The organism is Mesorhizobium sp. W067, from assembly GCF_054719525.1.
Genome location: NZ_JBTTII010000001.1, coordinates 3,461,742 through 3,478,066, shown reverse-complemented (window position 1 = coordinate 3,478,066; position 16,325 = coordinate 3,461,742). Strand labels below are relative to the sequence as shown.

The following is a 16,325-nucleotide window of genomic DNA, read 5'->3' as shown; positions in this document are numbered from 1 at the left end:
ATGCTGTACGATATCAGGCTTCATCTCAGCTACGATTATGACGCCGCGGCCGGCGGCAGCCGGCATCAGGTGCGTGTATTGCCGCCGACCATTGCCGGCGTGCAGCGCGTGATCGCGGCCTCGCTTTCGTTTGTGCCGACCCCATCGGAGCGCACGGATTTTGCCGATTTCTTCGGCAACAATGTCACCGCGATCGCCTTTCGCGACGTCCATGACGGGCTCGACATCAGAATGAGCGCGCGCGTGTCGGTGTCACGGCCGGAGCCTGGGCTCGACGTGTCGCCCGATCTGCAGCGCCTGCGGGAAGAACTCGGCGCCGTACGGTCACTGGCGCCGGATGCACCGCATCACTTTCTCGCCGCCAGCGATCATGCCGGCATCGATGCGGCGATCACCGCCTATGCCCGCGACAGCGCCGGCGGCTCGACGGTCGGCATGGCCATCGATCTGTGCAACCGCATCCACCGCGACTTCACCTATGACGGGGAAGCGACCACGGTGCGTACCGGGGCCAGCGATGCCTTCCGTTTGAAGCGGGGCGTGTGCCAGGACTTCTCCCACATCATGATCGCCGGCCTGCGCGGTCTAGGTATTCCTGCGGGTTATGTCAGCGGCTTCCTGCGCACCATTCCACCGAAAGGGAAGCCGCGGCTCGAAGGCGCCGATGCCATGCATGCCTGGGTCAAGGTGTGGTGTGGGCGCGATGCCGGCTGGCAGGAATTCGACCCGACCAATGGCATGCGGGCCAGCAACGACCACATCACCGTTGGCTATGGCCGCGACTATTCCGACGTGGCTCCGATCGTCGGCGTGCTGAAAACCACCGGCGGCCAGGTCGGCGACCAGGCCGTCGACGTCATCCCGGTCGCGCTCGAGAAGGCCTGACAGCCTCGAAGCACAGCTTCTCAACAACGGCCATGCCCGTTATGCTCGGTCGAAACTTCGGGGAGGATCGGTCGGCAGGCATGCTGATGCGGAGTTCGGTATTGACGGCAATCAGTGTCATCATCCCGGCGCACAATGCGGCGGCAACCATTGCGGCCACGCTGGCCTCGCTTCGTTCCGAAGCCGAGGTTATCGGCGAGGTGCTGCTGGTCGACGATTCCTCCTCGGACGGGACGGCAGAAGCCGCGCTGAATGCCGCCACGCAATTCTCGTTGCCGTTGCGCGTGCTCAAGAGCAGCTGCCGGGACGCGGGCGGCTCCCGCAATGTGGCGCTGGCGCAGGCGCAATGCTCCTGGATCTACCTGATCGACGCCGACGACTTGCATCTGGAGGGCGGGCTGCGGTCGATGCTGGTCCGGGCGGGGGAGCAACCGGCCGCCGACATGGTGATCGGCGCCTACCGTCGGCGCACCGATGGCGAGAACCGGAACCTCAAGCTTCCAGCCGGCTACATAGAAGACGGTATAGCCAATGCCTCGGCCTATCTGGAAGGTCACATTCGCTCGATCGCCGTGGGCAGTGCGCTGGTTTCCCGGCGGGTCGTCGGCGACACGCGCTTCCCGACCGGGCTTGCCTATGACGAGGACACGCTGTTCTGGTCCAGGCTGATGGGCAGGGCGTCGCTTGCCCTGATCGTGCATCCCGTCATGATCTACCACGTTTCGGCAGTGCGTTCTGATGATCGCTTCATCACCAGGCCGGTGCGCCGCTTTCTCGACTGGCGGCTGGCGCTGCGCGAGCTGACTGACTGTGGCATCCCACTGTCGTCGCTAAAGACCAGGGAGGGGCTGGTCGCCCTCAAGATCGCCCGGGTTCACTATGCGCGCGGTGATCTGGAGACGGCGGCGCGGTTCCTGAGGATCGCGGCGGCGGCGCCGAAGGTGCGGTCGAACACCTGGCGCTGCAGGCGCTACCAGCTGAAGCTGGCGCTGCGGCGCTGGTTTTCCTCTCCGCGCGTCCAGTTGCAACGTGCCTGAATCAGCCCCGCCGCAGCTTGCCGTCATTGTCATCGGCTATCGCGCGCCGGCTCAAATCGTCGAGGCGGTGACATCCCTGCTGGATCAGGATGAGCCGCTCGAGATCATGGTGGTCAACTCGGGCGGAGGCGAGGTCATGGCGCTGCTGACCGGCGCCGGGGTCAAGGTGCCAGTGATCGAGGTCGGTCGAAGGCTGTTTGTAGGCGCAGCCCGCAATCTCGGCATTGCGGCCACCAAAGCGCCTTTCGTTGCCTTTCTTGCCGATGATTGCCTCGCCTGTTCGGGCTGGGCCGAGGCACGGATGCAGCGGCATCTGGCTGGCGACCGCGCCGTGGCGAGCGCGATGGTGAATAGCCATCCGCGCAATCTGATCGCCTGTGCGGCTCATCTGATCATGTTCATGCGACGGCTTCCCGGTCTGCCGTCGGATCGTGCGCTGCGTTACGGCGTGTCGTTCGATCGGCGGCTGTTCGATGAATTTGGCTTGTTCGATGAAACCATGCCTGCTGCCGAAGACACCGAATTCCTGGGGCGGCTGCCGCAGGAACTGCAGCCGGTGTGGGAGCCTAAGGTGCAAACCGTTCATCGCAACGAAACCCGGCTGTCCAGATTGCTTGCCGATCAGTACAGGCGCGGCTGTCGCCGCGGCGATTACCTCGCAGCGTCTGCCCTGAACACTCCGTTTCGGTGTTTTCGCGACACGTTTCGCGATCGGCGGAATGCCCGCAAGCTGGCGAAGATCGGGCTTTCCGATCGGGATCGAACTTTCGCGATGATGTCGATGCCAATTGTCTGGCTTGCCCTGCTGGTCAAATCCGTGGGTGTCTATATTGGCGTGCGAAATCGCGTGAAAGCGGCAACAAGAAAATGATAACGAGCCAAATCAAGCCTCGACGCTGGCGGCGGAGCCGACTGTTCTGGACGCGCCAGAGAACGGTCGCAGTTTTCAGCTATCGTTATGACGCGCATCTGGTTGCCGATCTGATCACCAATATCGATCCGGTCGTTGACGGCTGGATTGCCTATGACGATCGCGGGGCGACCGGCGTGTTCAGCAGCGAGCCGCAGCGGCGGCGGATCTTACTCGACGCAGCGCATGAAGCTGCCGCCGACTGGATCCTGGCTATTGATCCCGATGAGCGGCTGGAACGCGGTACCGCGGAGCTGATCGGACAGCTGACGGGGGATTACAGGCGCATGGCCTGGGGGTTCCGGCTCCGCGAATTGTATTCGCCGACCGAGTACCGGGTCGACGGGCTGTGGGCCGAAAAGTTCCAGTATCGTCTGTTCAGAGCCTACGATCCGGCGAAGTACCGACCAGAGGACCTGCACGGGCTCTGGTATCCTCCCGATCTTGGTTTCAAGGCCCGCAACAGCGGGCTCAACCTCTATCATTTAAAGATGATGGAGCCGAAGCGGCGGATCGCCCGCCGCAATCTCTACCACCACCTTGATCCAAAGGGGCTCCTGCAGGATGTGGGCTATGACTACCTTGCCGATGAGGCAGGGGCCGTGTTCGAACAGATTCCGCCCGGGCGCGACTACCATCCGCCTCACGTCGACGATGGCGGCCTCTGGATGGCCGTGCCGGCTGGTGCCACCATTGGTGGACCCGACCACATTCCATAGCAACGGGGTGGAACCAGCAGTCGGCTTGGCGCTTATCTACGAGAAAAATTTCGTGGAGCGGGCATGCTTGACAAATCTGGGACGCCATCCGGCCGGTCGGCTGCCGGACGGGGGGACGATGGAGCGCCGAAGAACGGCGCGCAGACCGCTGCCGAACAGGCCTCGCTCACCTATATCAGCGACAGCGAGCCGGGGATCCGGCGCCTGAAGGCGGGCGAAGGCTTTTCCTACAAGGGCGCGAAAGGACAGGCCCTCGGCGCGGCAGCCATTGCCCGCATCAAGGCGCTGGCCATTCCGCCGGCATGGACGGATGTGTGGATCTCGCCCGATCCCGCCGGCCACATCCAGGCGACCGGCCGCGACCAGCGCGGGCGCAAACAGTACCGCTACCATCCGCTGTGGGCCGCCGAGCGCGACGGCGCCAAATACTCCAGCCTTGTCGCCTTTGCCGAAAGCCTGCCGGAGCTGCGCCGCCGGATCGATGCCGATCTGCGCCGCCGTGGCCTGCCGGCCGAGCGCGTCGTGGCGGCAATTGTCTGGCTGCTCGACAACACGATGATCCGGGTCGGCAATGCCGCCTATGCCCGCGACAACAAGAGCTTTGGGCTGACGACGCTACGCGACCGCCACGTCGACATCAAGGGATCCAGCCTGCGCTTTGCCTTCAAGGGCAAGTCCGGCAAGGAATGGAAGTTGAAGCTGGTCGACCGCCGCATCGCCCGGGTCGTGCGCGGCGCGCAGGATATTCCGGGGCAGCAACTGTTCCAATATCTCGACGAGGACGGCGAGCGGCATGGAGTGCGCTCCGACGATGTCAACCGCTATATCCGCGACGCGATCGGCGCCAATTTCAGCTCCAAGCATTTCCGCACCTGGGGCGGCACCATCCATGCCGCGTCGCTGTTTGCGCGGACGGAGCTTCCCGAAAGCCAGGCGCAGACCAAGCGTGTGATGAACGCGGTCATCGACAAGGTGGCCGAGCGGCTCGGCAACACACGCGCCGTCTGCCGCAAATGCTACATCCATCCACAGGTTTTCGAAGCCTGGGTGGAAGGGCGGCTGCTTAGCGAAATGACCGAGGCCAACAAGCGCAAGCGAGCGATCGACGGTCTCGATGATGAAGAGGCTCTTGTGCTGAGATGGTTGAAGGCAAGCGAAGGCTGACAAAAATGGCGTAACTTTTTTGTCGACGCCATGTCGGCACAGGCCCTACTGTTTCGTCCTTTGAGACAGAAAAGGACGTCCCATGCTCTACGCTATCCTCTGCTATGCCTCCGAAGATGTCGTCTCCTCCTGGAGCAAGGCACAGGATGACGAGGTCATGGCAAAGCTCATGCATGTGCAGGAAAAATACGCTCAAGCCGGCCGGCTTGGGCCGGTGGCGCGGCTTTTGCCCACCACCGCCGCGACGACGCTGCGCAAGGTCAAGGGCGAATCGGTCGTCATCGACGGCCCGTTTGCCGAGACCAAGGAACAGTTCCTCGGCTTCTACACGCTGGAATGCGCCGATCTCGACGAGGCCGTCGACTTCGCGCGCGAGCTTTCCGAGGTCAATCCCAGCGGCGGATCCTATGAGATCCGACCGGTTTCCGTCTTCAACCCAACCAGAGTAGCCACATGACAGACCTCGCCTGGATAAGCTCGGCGATCAGCGCTGCCCGCCCGCAGGCTATGGGTGCGCTGCTGCGCTATTTCCGCAATCTCGATACGGCGGAGGAAGCTTTCCAGGACGCGTGCCTGAGGGCACTCAAGAACTGGCCGCAGAACGGGCCGCCGCGCGATCCTGCGGCCTGGCTGATCTTTGTCGGCCGCAACACCGGCATCGACGCGGTGCGCAAGCGCGCCAAGCAGGCGCCGATGCCGGAAGAGGACCAGATCTCGGACCTGGAAGATGCCGAGAGCGATATCGCCGAACGGCTGGACGGCGCGCACTACCGCGATGACATATTGCGGCTCTTGTTCATCTGCTGCCATCCGGATCTGCCGCCTACGCAGCAGATCGCGGTGGCGCTGCGCATCGTCTCCGGTCTCACCGTCAAGCAGATCGCGCGTGCGTTCCTGGTCGGCGAAAGCGCCATGGAACAGCGCATCACGCGCGCCAAGGCGCGCATTGCCGATGCCGGCGTGCCGTTCGAGACGCCCGGCGCGGTCGAGCGCTCGGAGCGGCTCGCCGCCGTTGCCGCCATGGTCTATCTGATCTTCAACGAAGGTTATTCCACCAACAGCGGCGAGGCGCCGGCGCGTGCGCCGCTTTGCGAGGAGGCGATCCGGCTGGCGCGCCTGTTGCTGCGGCTGTTCCAGACCGAGCCGGAGATCATGGGCCTGACGGCATTGCTTTTGCTGCAGCATGCGCGCGCGCCGGCCCGCTTCGACGAGAATGGCGAGATCGTGCTGCTCGACGACCAGGACCGCTCGCTGTGGAGCCGCAAGATGATCGACGAAGGCCTGGCGCTGGTCGACAAGGCCCTGCGCCACCAGAAGCCCGGACCCTACCAGGTGCAGGCGGCGATCGCCGCCCTTCATGCGCGGGCGGCAACCCCCGAGGAGACCGACTGGACAGAGATCGACCTGCTCTACAGCCTGCTGGAGGCGATGCAACCTTCGCCGGTGGTGACGCTGAACCGTGCCGTTGCGGTCGCCAAGGTGCGCGGGCCGGAAGCTGCCCTTGCCATGATCGAGCCGCTTGGCGAGAGGCTGTCCGGCTATTTCCACTTCTTCGGCCTCAAGGGCGGTCTGTTGATGCAGCTCGGCCGTGGCGAAGAGGCGCGTGTCGCCTTCGATCGCGCCATTGCGTTGGCCAACACGGCAGCGGAAGCCGCCCATATCCGCATGCATATCGACCGGCTGATGCGAGACGGAGCCGTGAAGGCGCCGGCGAAGACAGCGCACTAAGCCTGTTCCTCCTGTGGCTCAATCGTGCAATCCCGGCTTGGACCATGCCGGGGTGGCGATTTTCCCCTGAAACGAGTAATGGCACGCCATGACAGCGCCCGCGGTATGCGGGCGACAATGGCGCCAAGGCTCGACCGCCGCCCTATGATGGCGAGCGGATCTGAAAGGGACAAAAATGACGATAGTGAAGGAAACGGCAGAACTTCTGGCGAAACTGGGTGTGGCCAAGGACGCGCTGACCGGCGGCGACCTCGTCGTGCGCAGTCCGGTGACGGGTGTACAGATCGCGGCGCTGAAGACGATTTCGCCGGCCGATGCGGCCAAGACCATCGATGCCGCGCACACGGCGTTCCAGGTTTGGCGGATGGTGCCGGGTCCCCGGCGCGGCGAACTGGTGCGGCTGCTCGGCGAGGAGTTGCGCGCGCACAAAACCGAGCTTGGCCGGCTGGTGTCGATCGAGGTCGGCAAGATCCCGTCGGAAGGCCTCGGCGAAGTCCAGGAAATGATCGACATCTGCGATTTCGCCGTCGGCCTTTCCCGCCAGCTCTACGGTCTGACCATCGCCACCGAGCGTCCGGGACATCGCATGATGGAGACCTGGCATCCGCTCGGCGTCGTCGGCGTCATTTCGGCCTTCAACTTCCCGGTCGCGGTGTGGTCGTGGAACGCGGCGCTGGCGCTGGTCTGCGGCGACGCCGTGGTGTGGAAGCCCTCGGAAAAGACGCCGCTGACGGCGCTCGCCTGCGAGGCGATTTTTGCCGGCGCGGTCAAGCGCTTCGGCGCGGATGCGCCGCAGGGCCTGGCACCGGTGCTGATTGGCGACCGCTCCGTCGGCGAGATCCTGGTCGACCACCCGAAGGTGGCGCTGGTTTCTGCCACCGGCTCGACCCGCATGGGCCGGGATGTCGGCCCGCGGCTGGCCAAGCGCTTTGCCCGCGCCGTGCTCGAGCTCGGCGGCAACAATGCCGGCATCGTCTGCCCGACCGCCGATCTCGACATGGCGCTGCGCGCCATCGCCTTTGGCGCCATGGGCACCGCGGGCCAGCGCTGCACGACGCTGCGGCGCCTGTTCGTGCATGACAGCGTCTATGACACGCTGCTGCCGCGGCTGAAGAAGGCCTATGAGAGCGTCTCGGTCGGCAACCCGCTGGAGACGTCTTCGCTCGTCGGGCCGCTGATCGACAAGGCGGCGTTCGACGCCATGCAGAAGGCGCTCAAGGAAGCCACCGCTCACGGCGGCAAGCTGACCGGCGGTTCGCGGGTCGAGAATGGCCATCCCGATGCCTATTACGTGCATCCGGCGCTGGTCGAAATGCCGAAGCAGGTGGCTCCCGTCACCGAAGAAACCTTCGCGCCGATCCTCTATGTGATGAAGTACTCCGATTTCGATGCCGTGCTCGACGAGCACAATGCGGTCGGCGCCGGACTGTCGTCGTCGATCTTCACCCGCGACCTGCAGGAATCCGAGCGCTTCCTCGGCGTCGATGGTTCGGATTGCGGCATCGCCAACGTCAACATCGGCACGTCGGGCGCCGAGATCGGCGGCGCCTTCGGCGGCGAGAAGGAAACCGGCGGCGGGCGCGAGAGCGGCTCCGATGCCTGGAAGGCCTATATGCGCCGCGCCACCAACACGGTGAACTATTCCAAGGCGCTGCCGCTGGCGCAGGGCGTGTCATTCGACATCGATTGAGATGCTGCGCCCGGCTTTTGACCAGTTGATCCACCCGAGCCCGTCGGGCGGATCGCTGCCGCTCGCGCGGATCGTTCCGCTTTCAGGCTTCGCCCCCGCTGTCCAGATGTCCGTATCCCGACGGCGGAAAGGCCACCTCGGCCATGCGCCCGGACGGGTCCTCGCGGTCGGCACGATCGGCTGCGCAACAGCGTCTGCGCCGAACGTTCAGCCAGCGTGCGGCGACGCCGGTCGGCAGGCTTCGAACGCGGCATCGATGACGGCAAGTTTGGCGGCTTGGACGGTCATGTATTCCTGGTAGAAGCTGTTCGACACCCACATCACCGAATGCCCGCGCTTGCCCATCCAGCCGACGCTGCCGAGCTTTTCGGCGTCGCGCAATTTGCGCGCAAGATGGGTGCGCGAGAGTTTTAGCCAACTGGCGAATTCGCCGATCGAAACCACGCTGGTCGGGATCCGGTCGAGGGCGGCATTGTCGGGATCGATGCCGGACATCAGCCAATCCATGACGATGCCGCCATTGTTGAGCCAGATGAACAGCGAAAACGTCTGCTTGGGCTCACGCACAGGGTTGGAGGAGAGCAGGCCTTCCGCCACCAGCGGCTGCAGCCTGGCAATCATGCCGTGCTGCTCGAGAAAGGCGGCGAGGCGGTCGCCGCCGTCGAGACCGTCGAGCGTGCGCAGATGCGCAACCACCCAGCCATCGAATTCCTTCAGCGTCGCTGCCGTCACCTGAAAGGGATGGGCTCGTCCATCACCGGTGTGCGGCAGGTATTCGATGATGTGATAGTACAGCATCTCCTTGATGAAGGCTTCGGCCGTGTTGCGGCTGGCGACGGAATAGTGAAGCACGGCATCGATGAAGCGGGCCAGTGTCAGTTCCGTGCGGGGATCGCGCGGGTCGCGGGCGAAATGCAGGGCTAGGCCGGTGTGAGCCAGCAACCAGCGCTGTTGCGTGGCGAACACGGCGGCCAGGCGTGGGCTCGTTTCATAGATATGCAGCAGCGCCTTCGACTGCGCCTCGACATGACGGTGCAGCGCCGGATGGCCGGCAATATATTCGAAATTCAGCGCCATCCTCCTCGTCCTCCGGCCAGCCCCCCGGCAGCGAAGACGTGCAATCACATTTCCAGTCCAGCCTTAGCTGCCCGTGTCCAGCCATGCCAACCCGGAAAAAAGGCCTAGAGCGAGCCTGGGCTATCGTTCCGGCTATTACGGCCGCAACCGCGAGGTGAAGGAGAGCCATCGCGTCCTAGCCACGAAGACCACATCGTGGCAAACTTCTTGTTAACCACATGCTCGGTGAAAATATCGGATTAACCTCAGATGCCACTATCGAGGTTATGTTCCGTTCCTTAGCGTTCAATATGAGTTCAAGGGATGTGTGGATTCGGGGGTTATTTCGGGTCAATCCGGGATGCGGAAGCTTTGCTCACGCACATGGTAGCCGCAATTGCCCATCGTGGGCCGGATGAGCAAGGGAAATTCGTAGCACCCGATGCCGGGCTCGGGCATGCGCGGCTGTCGGTGATCGGCATCGGCGATGGCCAGCAACCGATGTCCGACGAGGCCGGCAATTTGACGATTGCGTTCAACGGTGAGATTTTCAACTACATAGAACTGCGCGAAGGGCTGATCGCCAAGGGCCGACACTTTCGGACGTCGAGCGACACAGAGGTCATCCTTCAGCTCTATGAGGAGATGGGCGAAGACTGCTTGTCTCTCCTGAACGGTGATTTCGCCTTGGCGATATGGGACAATCGGCAGCGACGAATGGTGCTTGCACGAGACCGGATGGGTGTCCGGCCGCTCTTCTACACAAGTAATGACGGGGTGCTTTACTTTGCCTCGGAGATCAAAGCCCTGTTGAAGGTCCCGGGCGTCTCCGCTGAAATTGATCCGATTGCGCTGGATCAGATCTTTACGCTGTGGGCGCCGATCGCTCCGCGCACGGCGTTCCGCAATATCCACGAGTTGGAACCGGCAAGTGTGATGATCGCGACGCAGGGGCAGGTCACGGTCAGACGATACTGGCACCTGGACTATCCGCATCGTGATGAGCCGTCGAAGATCACGAACGAGGACCGCGCGGCAGAGGAGTTGCAAGCCCTTCTGACCGATGCGGTGAGGCTTCGCATGCGGGCCGACGTGCCGGTCGGTTCCTATCTTTCCGGAGGGCTCGATTCGTCGCTCGTTTCGGCGCTTGCCGCCGGCATGACTCCTCGGAGACTGGAGACATTTTCCGTAACCTTCGACAGCGCCGAGCATGACGAAAGCGCCTTTCAGACCGAAATGGCCTCGGCGCTCGGCACGCGCCACCACGCCATAGAATGCGGCGCCCGCGATATCGCCAGCGTCTTTCCTGAGGTCATCCGCTTTGCCGAGCGGCCGATCATCCGCACGGCGCCAGCGCCACTCTACAAATTGTCCGCCCTGGTTCGCCAGGCCGGCCTGAAGGTGGTGCTGACGGGTGAAGGCGCCGACGAGGTCTTCGCCGGTTACGACGTCTTCAAGGAGGCGCGTGTCCGCCGGTTCTGCGGGCGGCAGCCCACATCGCGCATAAGGCCGCAGCTGTTCCGCCGGCTTTACCCGTATCTGCCGGGCCTGCAACAGCAATCGGTGGAGTATCTGGCTGCCTTCTTCGGCACCAGCAACGCTGCCCTCGACGATCCGCTGTTCTCGCATCGGCCACGCTTCAAGACCACGGCGGCGGCGAAAATCTTCTTTTCCGGCGACCTGCGCGCGACGTTGAAGGGTTATGACGCAGCTGAAGAGCTGACCAGCCGCCTACCCGAGGCGTTTTCCCTATGGCATCCGCTGCATCAGGCGCAATATCTCGAAACCCGCTTCCTCCTGCCCGGCTACATCCTCTCCAGCCAAGGCGATCGGATGGCCATGGCGCACGGCATCGAAGGGCGGTTTCCTTTCCTGGATCATCGCGTGGTAGAGTTCGCGGCAAGACTTCCGCCGGAGATGAAACTGAAAGGCCTGATGGAGAAGCACATATTGCGCAAGGTGGCCAGGCACCACCTTCCGGCGGCGATCGGTAAACGCACCAAGCAACCTTACCGCGCCCCGGAGGCCCGCTCCTTCGTCGGGGCGGAGGAACTAGACTATGTTCGTGACTGCCTGGGCGAGGCGAGCATTACCGCCGGCGGCCTGTTCAACGCCAAGGCGGTGGCCAAGCTCCACGAGAAATGCCGCATTGAGACCGCGACCGGATTTCGCGACAACGCCGCCTTCGTCGGCATTCTGTCGACGCAGCTGTGGCAGAAGAATTTCGCCGGCCAAGCGGCCGGCGCGGCAAGAGCGGCCTGAGACGGCGAGGAAAAGGAAAGACATGATGACGGCAATCAAGGACAGGGTCAGAAGCTTTATCGTCGACAACTTCCTGTTCGGCGACACCTCCTACAAACTGTCGGATTCAGCCTCGCTGATCGAGAACGACATTATCGACTCGACTGCGGTACTTGAGCTGGTGGCCTTCATCGAGGACAATTTCGGCATCGCGATGGTGGATGCCGACATCGTTCCGGCCAACCTGGACTCGCTTGACCGCATCTCGTCCTTCATCGAGGCGAGAGCACAAACGCTGGCAGCGTAAGCGCCAACGGCGAGGAACGTCCCGTGCGGATCGAGCATTTTCTGGTGGCGAAGGCTGCTGCCCACCCGGCCAAGACGGCATTGGTCACCAAGGGCAAAAGGCTGAGCTACGAAGAACTCGACGACCTTTCGAGCCGGCTGGCCACCGCTCTCTTCATGAATGGGATCAGGCGCGACGACCGCGTTCTGATCTTCATGGACAATTGCTGGGAGGCCGCCGTATCGATCTTTGCCGCACTCAAGGCAGGTGCGACCTTCAGTCCGATCAACCCCTCCACAAAGGCCGACAAGCTCGGTTACGTCATCGCCGATTGCGACGCCAGGGCGGTCCTGACGCAGGCGAAGCTGATGCCCGTGGTCACCGAAGCCTGCGCATCGCAAGGCAAGCCCGGCATCTTCGTGGCTTCCACCCCTGGGGCCGACGGGCAATGCCCGGCAGGGGCCGCGTCCCTGACTGACTGCCTGACGTTCGATGGCGCGGAGGTAAACCATCGCGGCATCGACGTCGACCTTGCGATGCTGATCTACACGTCAGGTTCGACCGGCCGGCCCAAGGGTGTGATGATGACGCATCGCAATTGCGACGCCGCCGCGGGGTCGATCGCCACCTATCTGCGCAACGCGCCGGACGACATCATCCTGAACGTCCTCCCGCTTGCCTTCGACTATGGCCTCTACCAGTTGCTGATGGCAGTCAGGCTCGGGGCCACGCTGGTGCTCGAGAAGTCCTTCGCCTTCCCGCACGAGATCTTCGAACGCATCCGCAAAGAGGGCGTCACCGGCCTTCCGCTGGTGCCTACCATGGCGGCGATGATCCTGCAGATGCGTGATCTGGCGCCGGGTTTCCTGCCCAGCCTCCGCTATATTTCCAACACCGCGGCCGCCTTGCCGCCAGCCCACATAGAACGCCTGCGCTCGCTGCTGCCCGGCGTCCGGATCTATTCGATGTATGGGCTGACCGAATGCAAGCGCTGCACCTATTTGCCACCCGAGGAACTTGACCGCCGGCCAGGGTCGGTCGGCATAGCCATCCCCAACACGGAAGCCTTTGTCGTCGACGACCTTGGACAACGCGTGCCGGCGGGCGTGGCAGGTGAGCTAGTCATCCGCGGTCCGCACGTGATGCAGGGCTATTGGCGCAACAAGGCCGCGACGGAACGAGCGCTCCGGCCGGGGCCTAACCCTTGGGAAAAGGTGCTCTATACGGGCGACCTGTTCCAGACCGACGAGGACGGCTTTCTCTATTTTGTCGGGCGTAAGGACGACATCATCAAGACGCGTGGCGAGAAGGTCGCCCCCAAGGAAGTGGAGGCCGTGCTCCACGCCCATCCAGGTATCGCGGAAGCGGTGGTCGTCGGCGTGCCGGATCCGGTGCTGGGGCATGCGATTGGCGCGCTCGTCGTGCGGTCCGATCCGGCGCTTGGCGGAAAGGACATCATTCGTCACTGCGCGCGCCACCTGGAGGATTTCATGGTCCCCAAAATCATAGAGTTCCGGAGCGAATTACCGAAGACGGAGTCGGGCAAGGTCAGCCGCCGGCTCGCGGCTGAGATGATGGAGGCCGAGCAATGAACATCGGCTCAACCCAGGATGCGCCGGCCTTCACGCAAGCCCTGGCCATCGATCCCGCCGCCGAAACGGACAGGATCGTGGCGGCCCTGCGCGAGCAGTTGCGCGGCATTCGCAAGCGCGGACTCGTGCTCGGTCTTTCGGGCGGTGTAGATTCCAGCGTTTCGGCTGCATTGGCCGCGCGGGCCGTCGGCCACCAGAATGTGCTGTGCGTCCTCATGCCGGAAAGCGATTCCGACCCCGAAAGCCTGCGGCTCGGCCATCTGGTCGCCGACACTTTCGGCGTCGAGGCCGTTGTGGAGGATATCGGGCCGACCCTGCGGGCAATGGGCTGCTATGAACGCCGCGACGCCTTCATCCGCGAATTGGTCCCGGACTATGGCAAGGGCTGGGCCTCGAAGATCGTGATCGCGAACGTGCTCGAAGGCGAGGGCTACAACATCTCGTCGCTGGTGGTGCAGGACCCGCAAGGCAAGCAGACGAAATTGCGGATGCCGGTGGCTGTCTATCTCGGCATCGTTGCCGCCACCAACATGAAGCAGCGCACCCGCAAGCAGCTCGAATATTATCATGCCGACCGGCTGAACTTCGCCGTGCTCGGCACACCGAACCGGCTGGAATACGACCAGGGGTTCTTCGTCAAGAACGGCGACGGCGCCGCCGACGTCAAGCCGATCGCGCATCTCTACAAGACGCAGGTCTATGCGCTAGCCGCCTATCTCGGCATTCCGGAAGAGGTCCGCAACCGGCCGCCGACCACCGACACCTACTCGCTGGCGCAGACGCAGGAAGAATTCTACTTTTCCCTGCCTTACGATCGGATGGATCTGTGTCTCTATGGCCTCAACAACGGCGTGTCCGCCGAGGTGGTAGGGCAAGCGGCGGGATTGACCGCCTCACAGATCGAACGCGTCTGGGCCGACATCGCCGCCAAGCGAAAGGCAACGCGCTATCTGCACCTACGCCCGCAGCTCGTTGGCGGCGTGGACGAAGTCGGCTCCTGACCTGATGCATATCGAGCAAAAGTGATCCGGTTCTGCGATACGACATGCATCAAAGAAAAACTTAGAGCGCCTCGCATGAACCCGATTTCATGCGAGGCGCTCTAAGCTCTTGTTTTTACGCGATTCGGACGGAAAACCGCGCACCCTTTCCTGGAATTGCTCTAGGCGGAACGCTTCAGGTGAAGCGGCCGCCGATCAACTGGCTCCACTGCTCGCCCGCAAGCCCGTTCAGAAAGACCTGCGCGTTCTTCATGGCATCCAGAAGCTCGGGATCGCGTGAATGCACGACGGTCGAGGCGACCGGTATGAAGGCTATGCGTCTTACAAGCATGGCCTCCAGAAGCGCGGGCTGGACGCGGCCGCGCAAGCCGGAGACACCGCGCCGGGCGGCATGCTCGACCAGGCAATCGATCACCGGCCCGGCCTGGCCGGGAAGAGCGAGGACCTGCAGCACGCGGCCGATCCCGTCCGGTCGCGCGTAATAGGCGAAAGCGCCGACATTGGCGCCGTTCGGCGATGCCACCGACACGCAGACAAGCTCTCCGAAATCCGGCTTTTGCGCCGCATCGCCCAGAATATGGTTGAGCTGACCTTCCGCCCACTGCGGACGTAGCGGAAACTGGGCGCAAAGCGGCTCCAGCAGCCCCGCAAAGCTGCCGCTGTCGATCTCGGAGGTCCGAAATGCCCCCCGGCTCGATGCGTTGGCGACGACGCCGGTCCAGCGTCGTTGACCGCCCTCCATTTTGCGAAGGTAGAGCCGGTCGACCATCCGGGCGAGCGGGTTGAACATCCAGGCAAGCTTCATGTGATTGGCAAAAAGGCTGAGCATGAAGGTCGCCGGCCGCATCACGCGAACCCAGTCAAGACTGTATTGCGGCAGCACTACGCCGCGAAGCCGCGTCCACAGTTTCACGGACGTATCATTGGCGGTTTCGCTGAAGGAGATGTCCTGCGGACCATCGAGGAAGGCCTTCAACAGGCGGGCACCGGCCATCGGATCGGTCTCGTGATCCTCGACCATCAGCGAGCTGCAGATGGCAGCGTAGAGCTGCCGGCCGTTGAATTTCATTGGCAGCGCATGAACGCCGACGAAGCCGGAAACCTGGCCGGCGTCATTGACATGGACAAGCGAACGGAGCCCGCTGCCCCAGTCGGGTGCGTCCAGATAAAACCGCCTCATGTAATCGACGAGGGAGGCCGGCGCTGGCCCCCGCTTCTTGCGCAGCATGCGTTGAAACATGCCCGCGACGGCCGCAAGGTCGGCCTGATCGAGGGCGCGGACGACGCTCACGCCGGGCTCCCGGTTCCGGGAACCCGGCCACCATGTTTGCGCGCCATGGCGACACGGGGCTGGCCGTCGGCCGTCACGGCAAAGGTTGGGGTTTCGTAGGATTTCGTTCTCGATAAAAGGGTTGCTATCTGCCGATCTTGACCTTCGCCGAACTCAAACAGCAGCCATCCGCCTGGCTTGAGGAAAGCTGCGGCATCCCGGACCAGCCTTTGGAGGATCGAAATACCGTAAGGGCCGCCGTCGAAAGCTTCCCGAGGTTCGTTCTCCAACAGATGCGCGCTTTCGCTATCGAGACGGGATGAGGAAATATAGGGCGGGTTGCACACAACCATGTCGGCAGCGCCGTGGAGGCCGTCACCCTCGATCGCGGCAAATAGGTCGCCTTGCCGGACCTTGATCCTGTCCTGCAGGGCGAGGCGCACAACATTGCGGCGGGCAAGCGAAACCGTGCTGTCGGTCAGGTCCGCCGCCCATGCCCGAGCCCGAGGACATTCGCTGACGATGCCCACGGCAAGATTGCCGCTGCCGCAGCACATGTCGATCAGGATCGTTTCGTGCGCCTGTTGGCCAAGAATGGCCGCGGCCGTCCGGCCAAGCAGTTCCGTTTCGGCTCGCGGCACCAGGACGTCAGGCGCGAGTTCCAGCTCAACCCGCATGAAGCGGTGCAATCGCAGCCAATTGCGATCGTTTGCACGGCCGGCAGGAAGGCTGTGATGCTGCGGCAA

General features: G+C 63.3%; 15 protein-coding genes. 12 read left to right on the top strand and 3 right to left on the bottom strand.

The annotated features are described in order from the left end of the window. The 8 genes from ACYG97_RS16955 to amaB all read left to right on the top strand — a co-directional run bounded on the left by ACYG97_RS16955 (window position 1) and on the right by amaB (window position 8,133). Window positions 1-885 (top strand): transglutaminase family protein, encoded by an 885-nt coding sequence (locus tag ACYG97_RS16955; protein WP_023683456.1) that lies wholly within the window; start codon window positions 1-3, stop codon window positions 883-885. A gap of 101 nt (window positions 886-986) precedes the next feature. Beyond that, on the top strand, window positions 987-1,922 hold the full coding sequence (locus ACYG97_RS16950) for a glycosyltransferase family 2 protein (RefSeq protein WP_023686317.1): 936 nt from the start codon (window positions 987-989) through the stop codon (window positions 1,920-1,922). After that, window positions 1,915-2,793 carry a glycosyltransferase family 2 protein gene (locus ACYG97_RS16945; protein ID WP_023725134.1) on the top strand — a complete coding sequence of 293 codons (879 nt, stop codon included), beginning with the start codon at window positions 1,915-1,917 and terminating at the stop codon, window positions 2,791-2,793. The genes ACYG97_RS16950 and ACYG97_RS16945 overlap by 8 nt, the downstream gene beginning before the upstream one ends. Further along, on the top strand, window positions 2,790-3,551 hold the full coding sequence (locus ACYG97_RS16940; protein ID WP_023725133.1) for a hypothetical protein: 762 nt from the start codon (window positions 2,790-2,792) through the stop codon (window positions 3,549-3,551). The genes ACYG97_RS16945 and ACYG97_RS16940 overlap by 4 nt, the downstream gene beginning before the upstream one ends. Window positions 3,552-3,614: 63 nt before the next feature. Beyond that, window positions 3,615-4,715, top strand: a complete 1,101-nt coding sequence (locus ACYG97_RS16935; RefSeq protein ID WP_023728356.1) for a DNA topoisomerase IB — start codon at window positions 3,615-3,617, stop codon at window positions 4,713-4,715. 82 nt (window positions 4,716-4,797) lie between these two features. Further along, complete coding sequence (locus tag ACYG97_RS16930) at window positions 4,798-5,172, top strand: YciI family protein (RefSeq protein ID WP_023671781.1); 375 nt, start codon at window positions 4,798-4,800, stop codon at window positions 5,170-5,172. Next, window positions 5,169-6,443: an RNA polymerase sigma factor gene (locus tag ACYG97_RS16925; RefSeq protein ID WP_023707663.1), complete on the top strand. Its 1,275-nt coding sequence runs from the start codon at window positions 5,169-5,171 to the stop codon at window positions 6,441-6,443. The genes ACYG97_RS16930 and ACYG97_RS16925 overlap by 4 nt, the downstream gene beginning before the upstream one ends. 175 nt (window positions 6,444-6,618) lie before the next feature. Further along, the gene (amaB, locus tag ACYG97_RS16920; protein WP_023733415.1) at window positions 6,619-8,133 is read left to right on the top strand and encodes an L-piperidine-6-carboxylate dehydrogenase; all 1,515 of its coding nucleotides are present in this window, start codon (window positions 6,619-6,621) and stop codon (window positions 8,131-8,133) included. Window positions 8,134-8,340: 207 nt separating this feature from the next. On the opposite strand, the gene ACYG97_RS16915 is transcribed toward amaB, so the two are convergent. Next, a complete protein-coding gene (locus tag ACYG97_RS16915) occupies window positions 8,341-9,210 on the bottom strand; it encodes a hypothetical protein (RefSeq protein WP_023733414.1) in 870 nt (289 codons plus the stop codon). A 303-nt stretch (window positions 9,211-9,513) separates the two neighbouring features. On the opposite strand from ACYG97_RS16915, the gene asnB reads away from it, so the two are divergent. The 4 genes from asnB to nadE are packed head-to-tail and all read left to right on the top strand — an operon-like array spanning window position 9,514 to window position 14,309. After that, a complete protein-coding gene (asnB, locus tag ACYG97_RS16910) occupies window positions 9,514-11,451 on the top strand; it encodes an asparagine synthase (glutamine-hydrolyzing) (protein WP_023733413.1) in 1,938 nt (645 codons plus the stop codon). 22 nt (window positions 11,452-11,473) lie between these two features. After that, complete coding sequence (locus ACYG97_RS16905; RefSeq protein ID WP_023671787.1) at window positions 11,474-11,737, top strand: acyl carrier protein; 264 nt, start codon at window positions 11,474-11,476, stop codon at window positions 11,735-11,737. Between the two features lie 23 nt (window positions 11,738-11,760). Beyond that, window positions 11,761-13,308 carry a class I adenylate-forming enzyme family protein gene (locus ACYG97_RS16900; protein WP_023683447.1) on the top strand — a complete coding sequence of 516 codons (1,548 nt, stop codon included), beginning with the start codon at window positions 11,761-11,763 and terminating at the stop codon, window positions 13,306-13,308. Beyond that, complete coding sequence (gene nadE, locus ACYG97_RS16895; protein WP_023733412.1) at window positions 13,305-14,309, top strand: NAD(+) synthase; 1,005 nt, start codon at window positions 13,305-13,307, stop codon at window positions 14,307-14,309. Before ACYG97_RS16900 ends, nadE begins: the two co-directional genes overlap by 4 nt. 175 nt (window positions 14,310-14,484) lie before the next feature. Here nadE and ACYG97_RS16890 read toward each other — a convergent pair whose 3' ends face one another. After that, the gene (locus tag ACYG97_RS16890) at window positions 14,485-15,600 is read right to left on the bottom strand and encodes a hypothetical protein (RefSeq protein WP_023733411.1); all 1,116 of its coding nucleotides are present in this window, start codon (window positions 15,598-15,600) and stop codon (window positions 14,485-14,487) included. Next, complete coding sequence (locus tag ACYG97_RS16885; RefSeq protein ID WP_023733410.1) at window positions 15,597-16,325, bottom strand: N5-glutamine methyltransferase family protein; 729 nt, start codon at window positions 16,323-16,325, stop codon at window positions 15,597-15,599. The genes ACYG97_RS16890 and ACYG97_RS16885 overlap by 4 nt, the downstream gene beginning before the upstream one ends.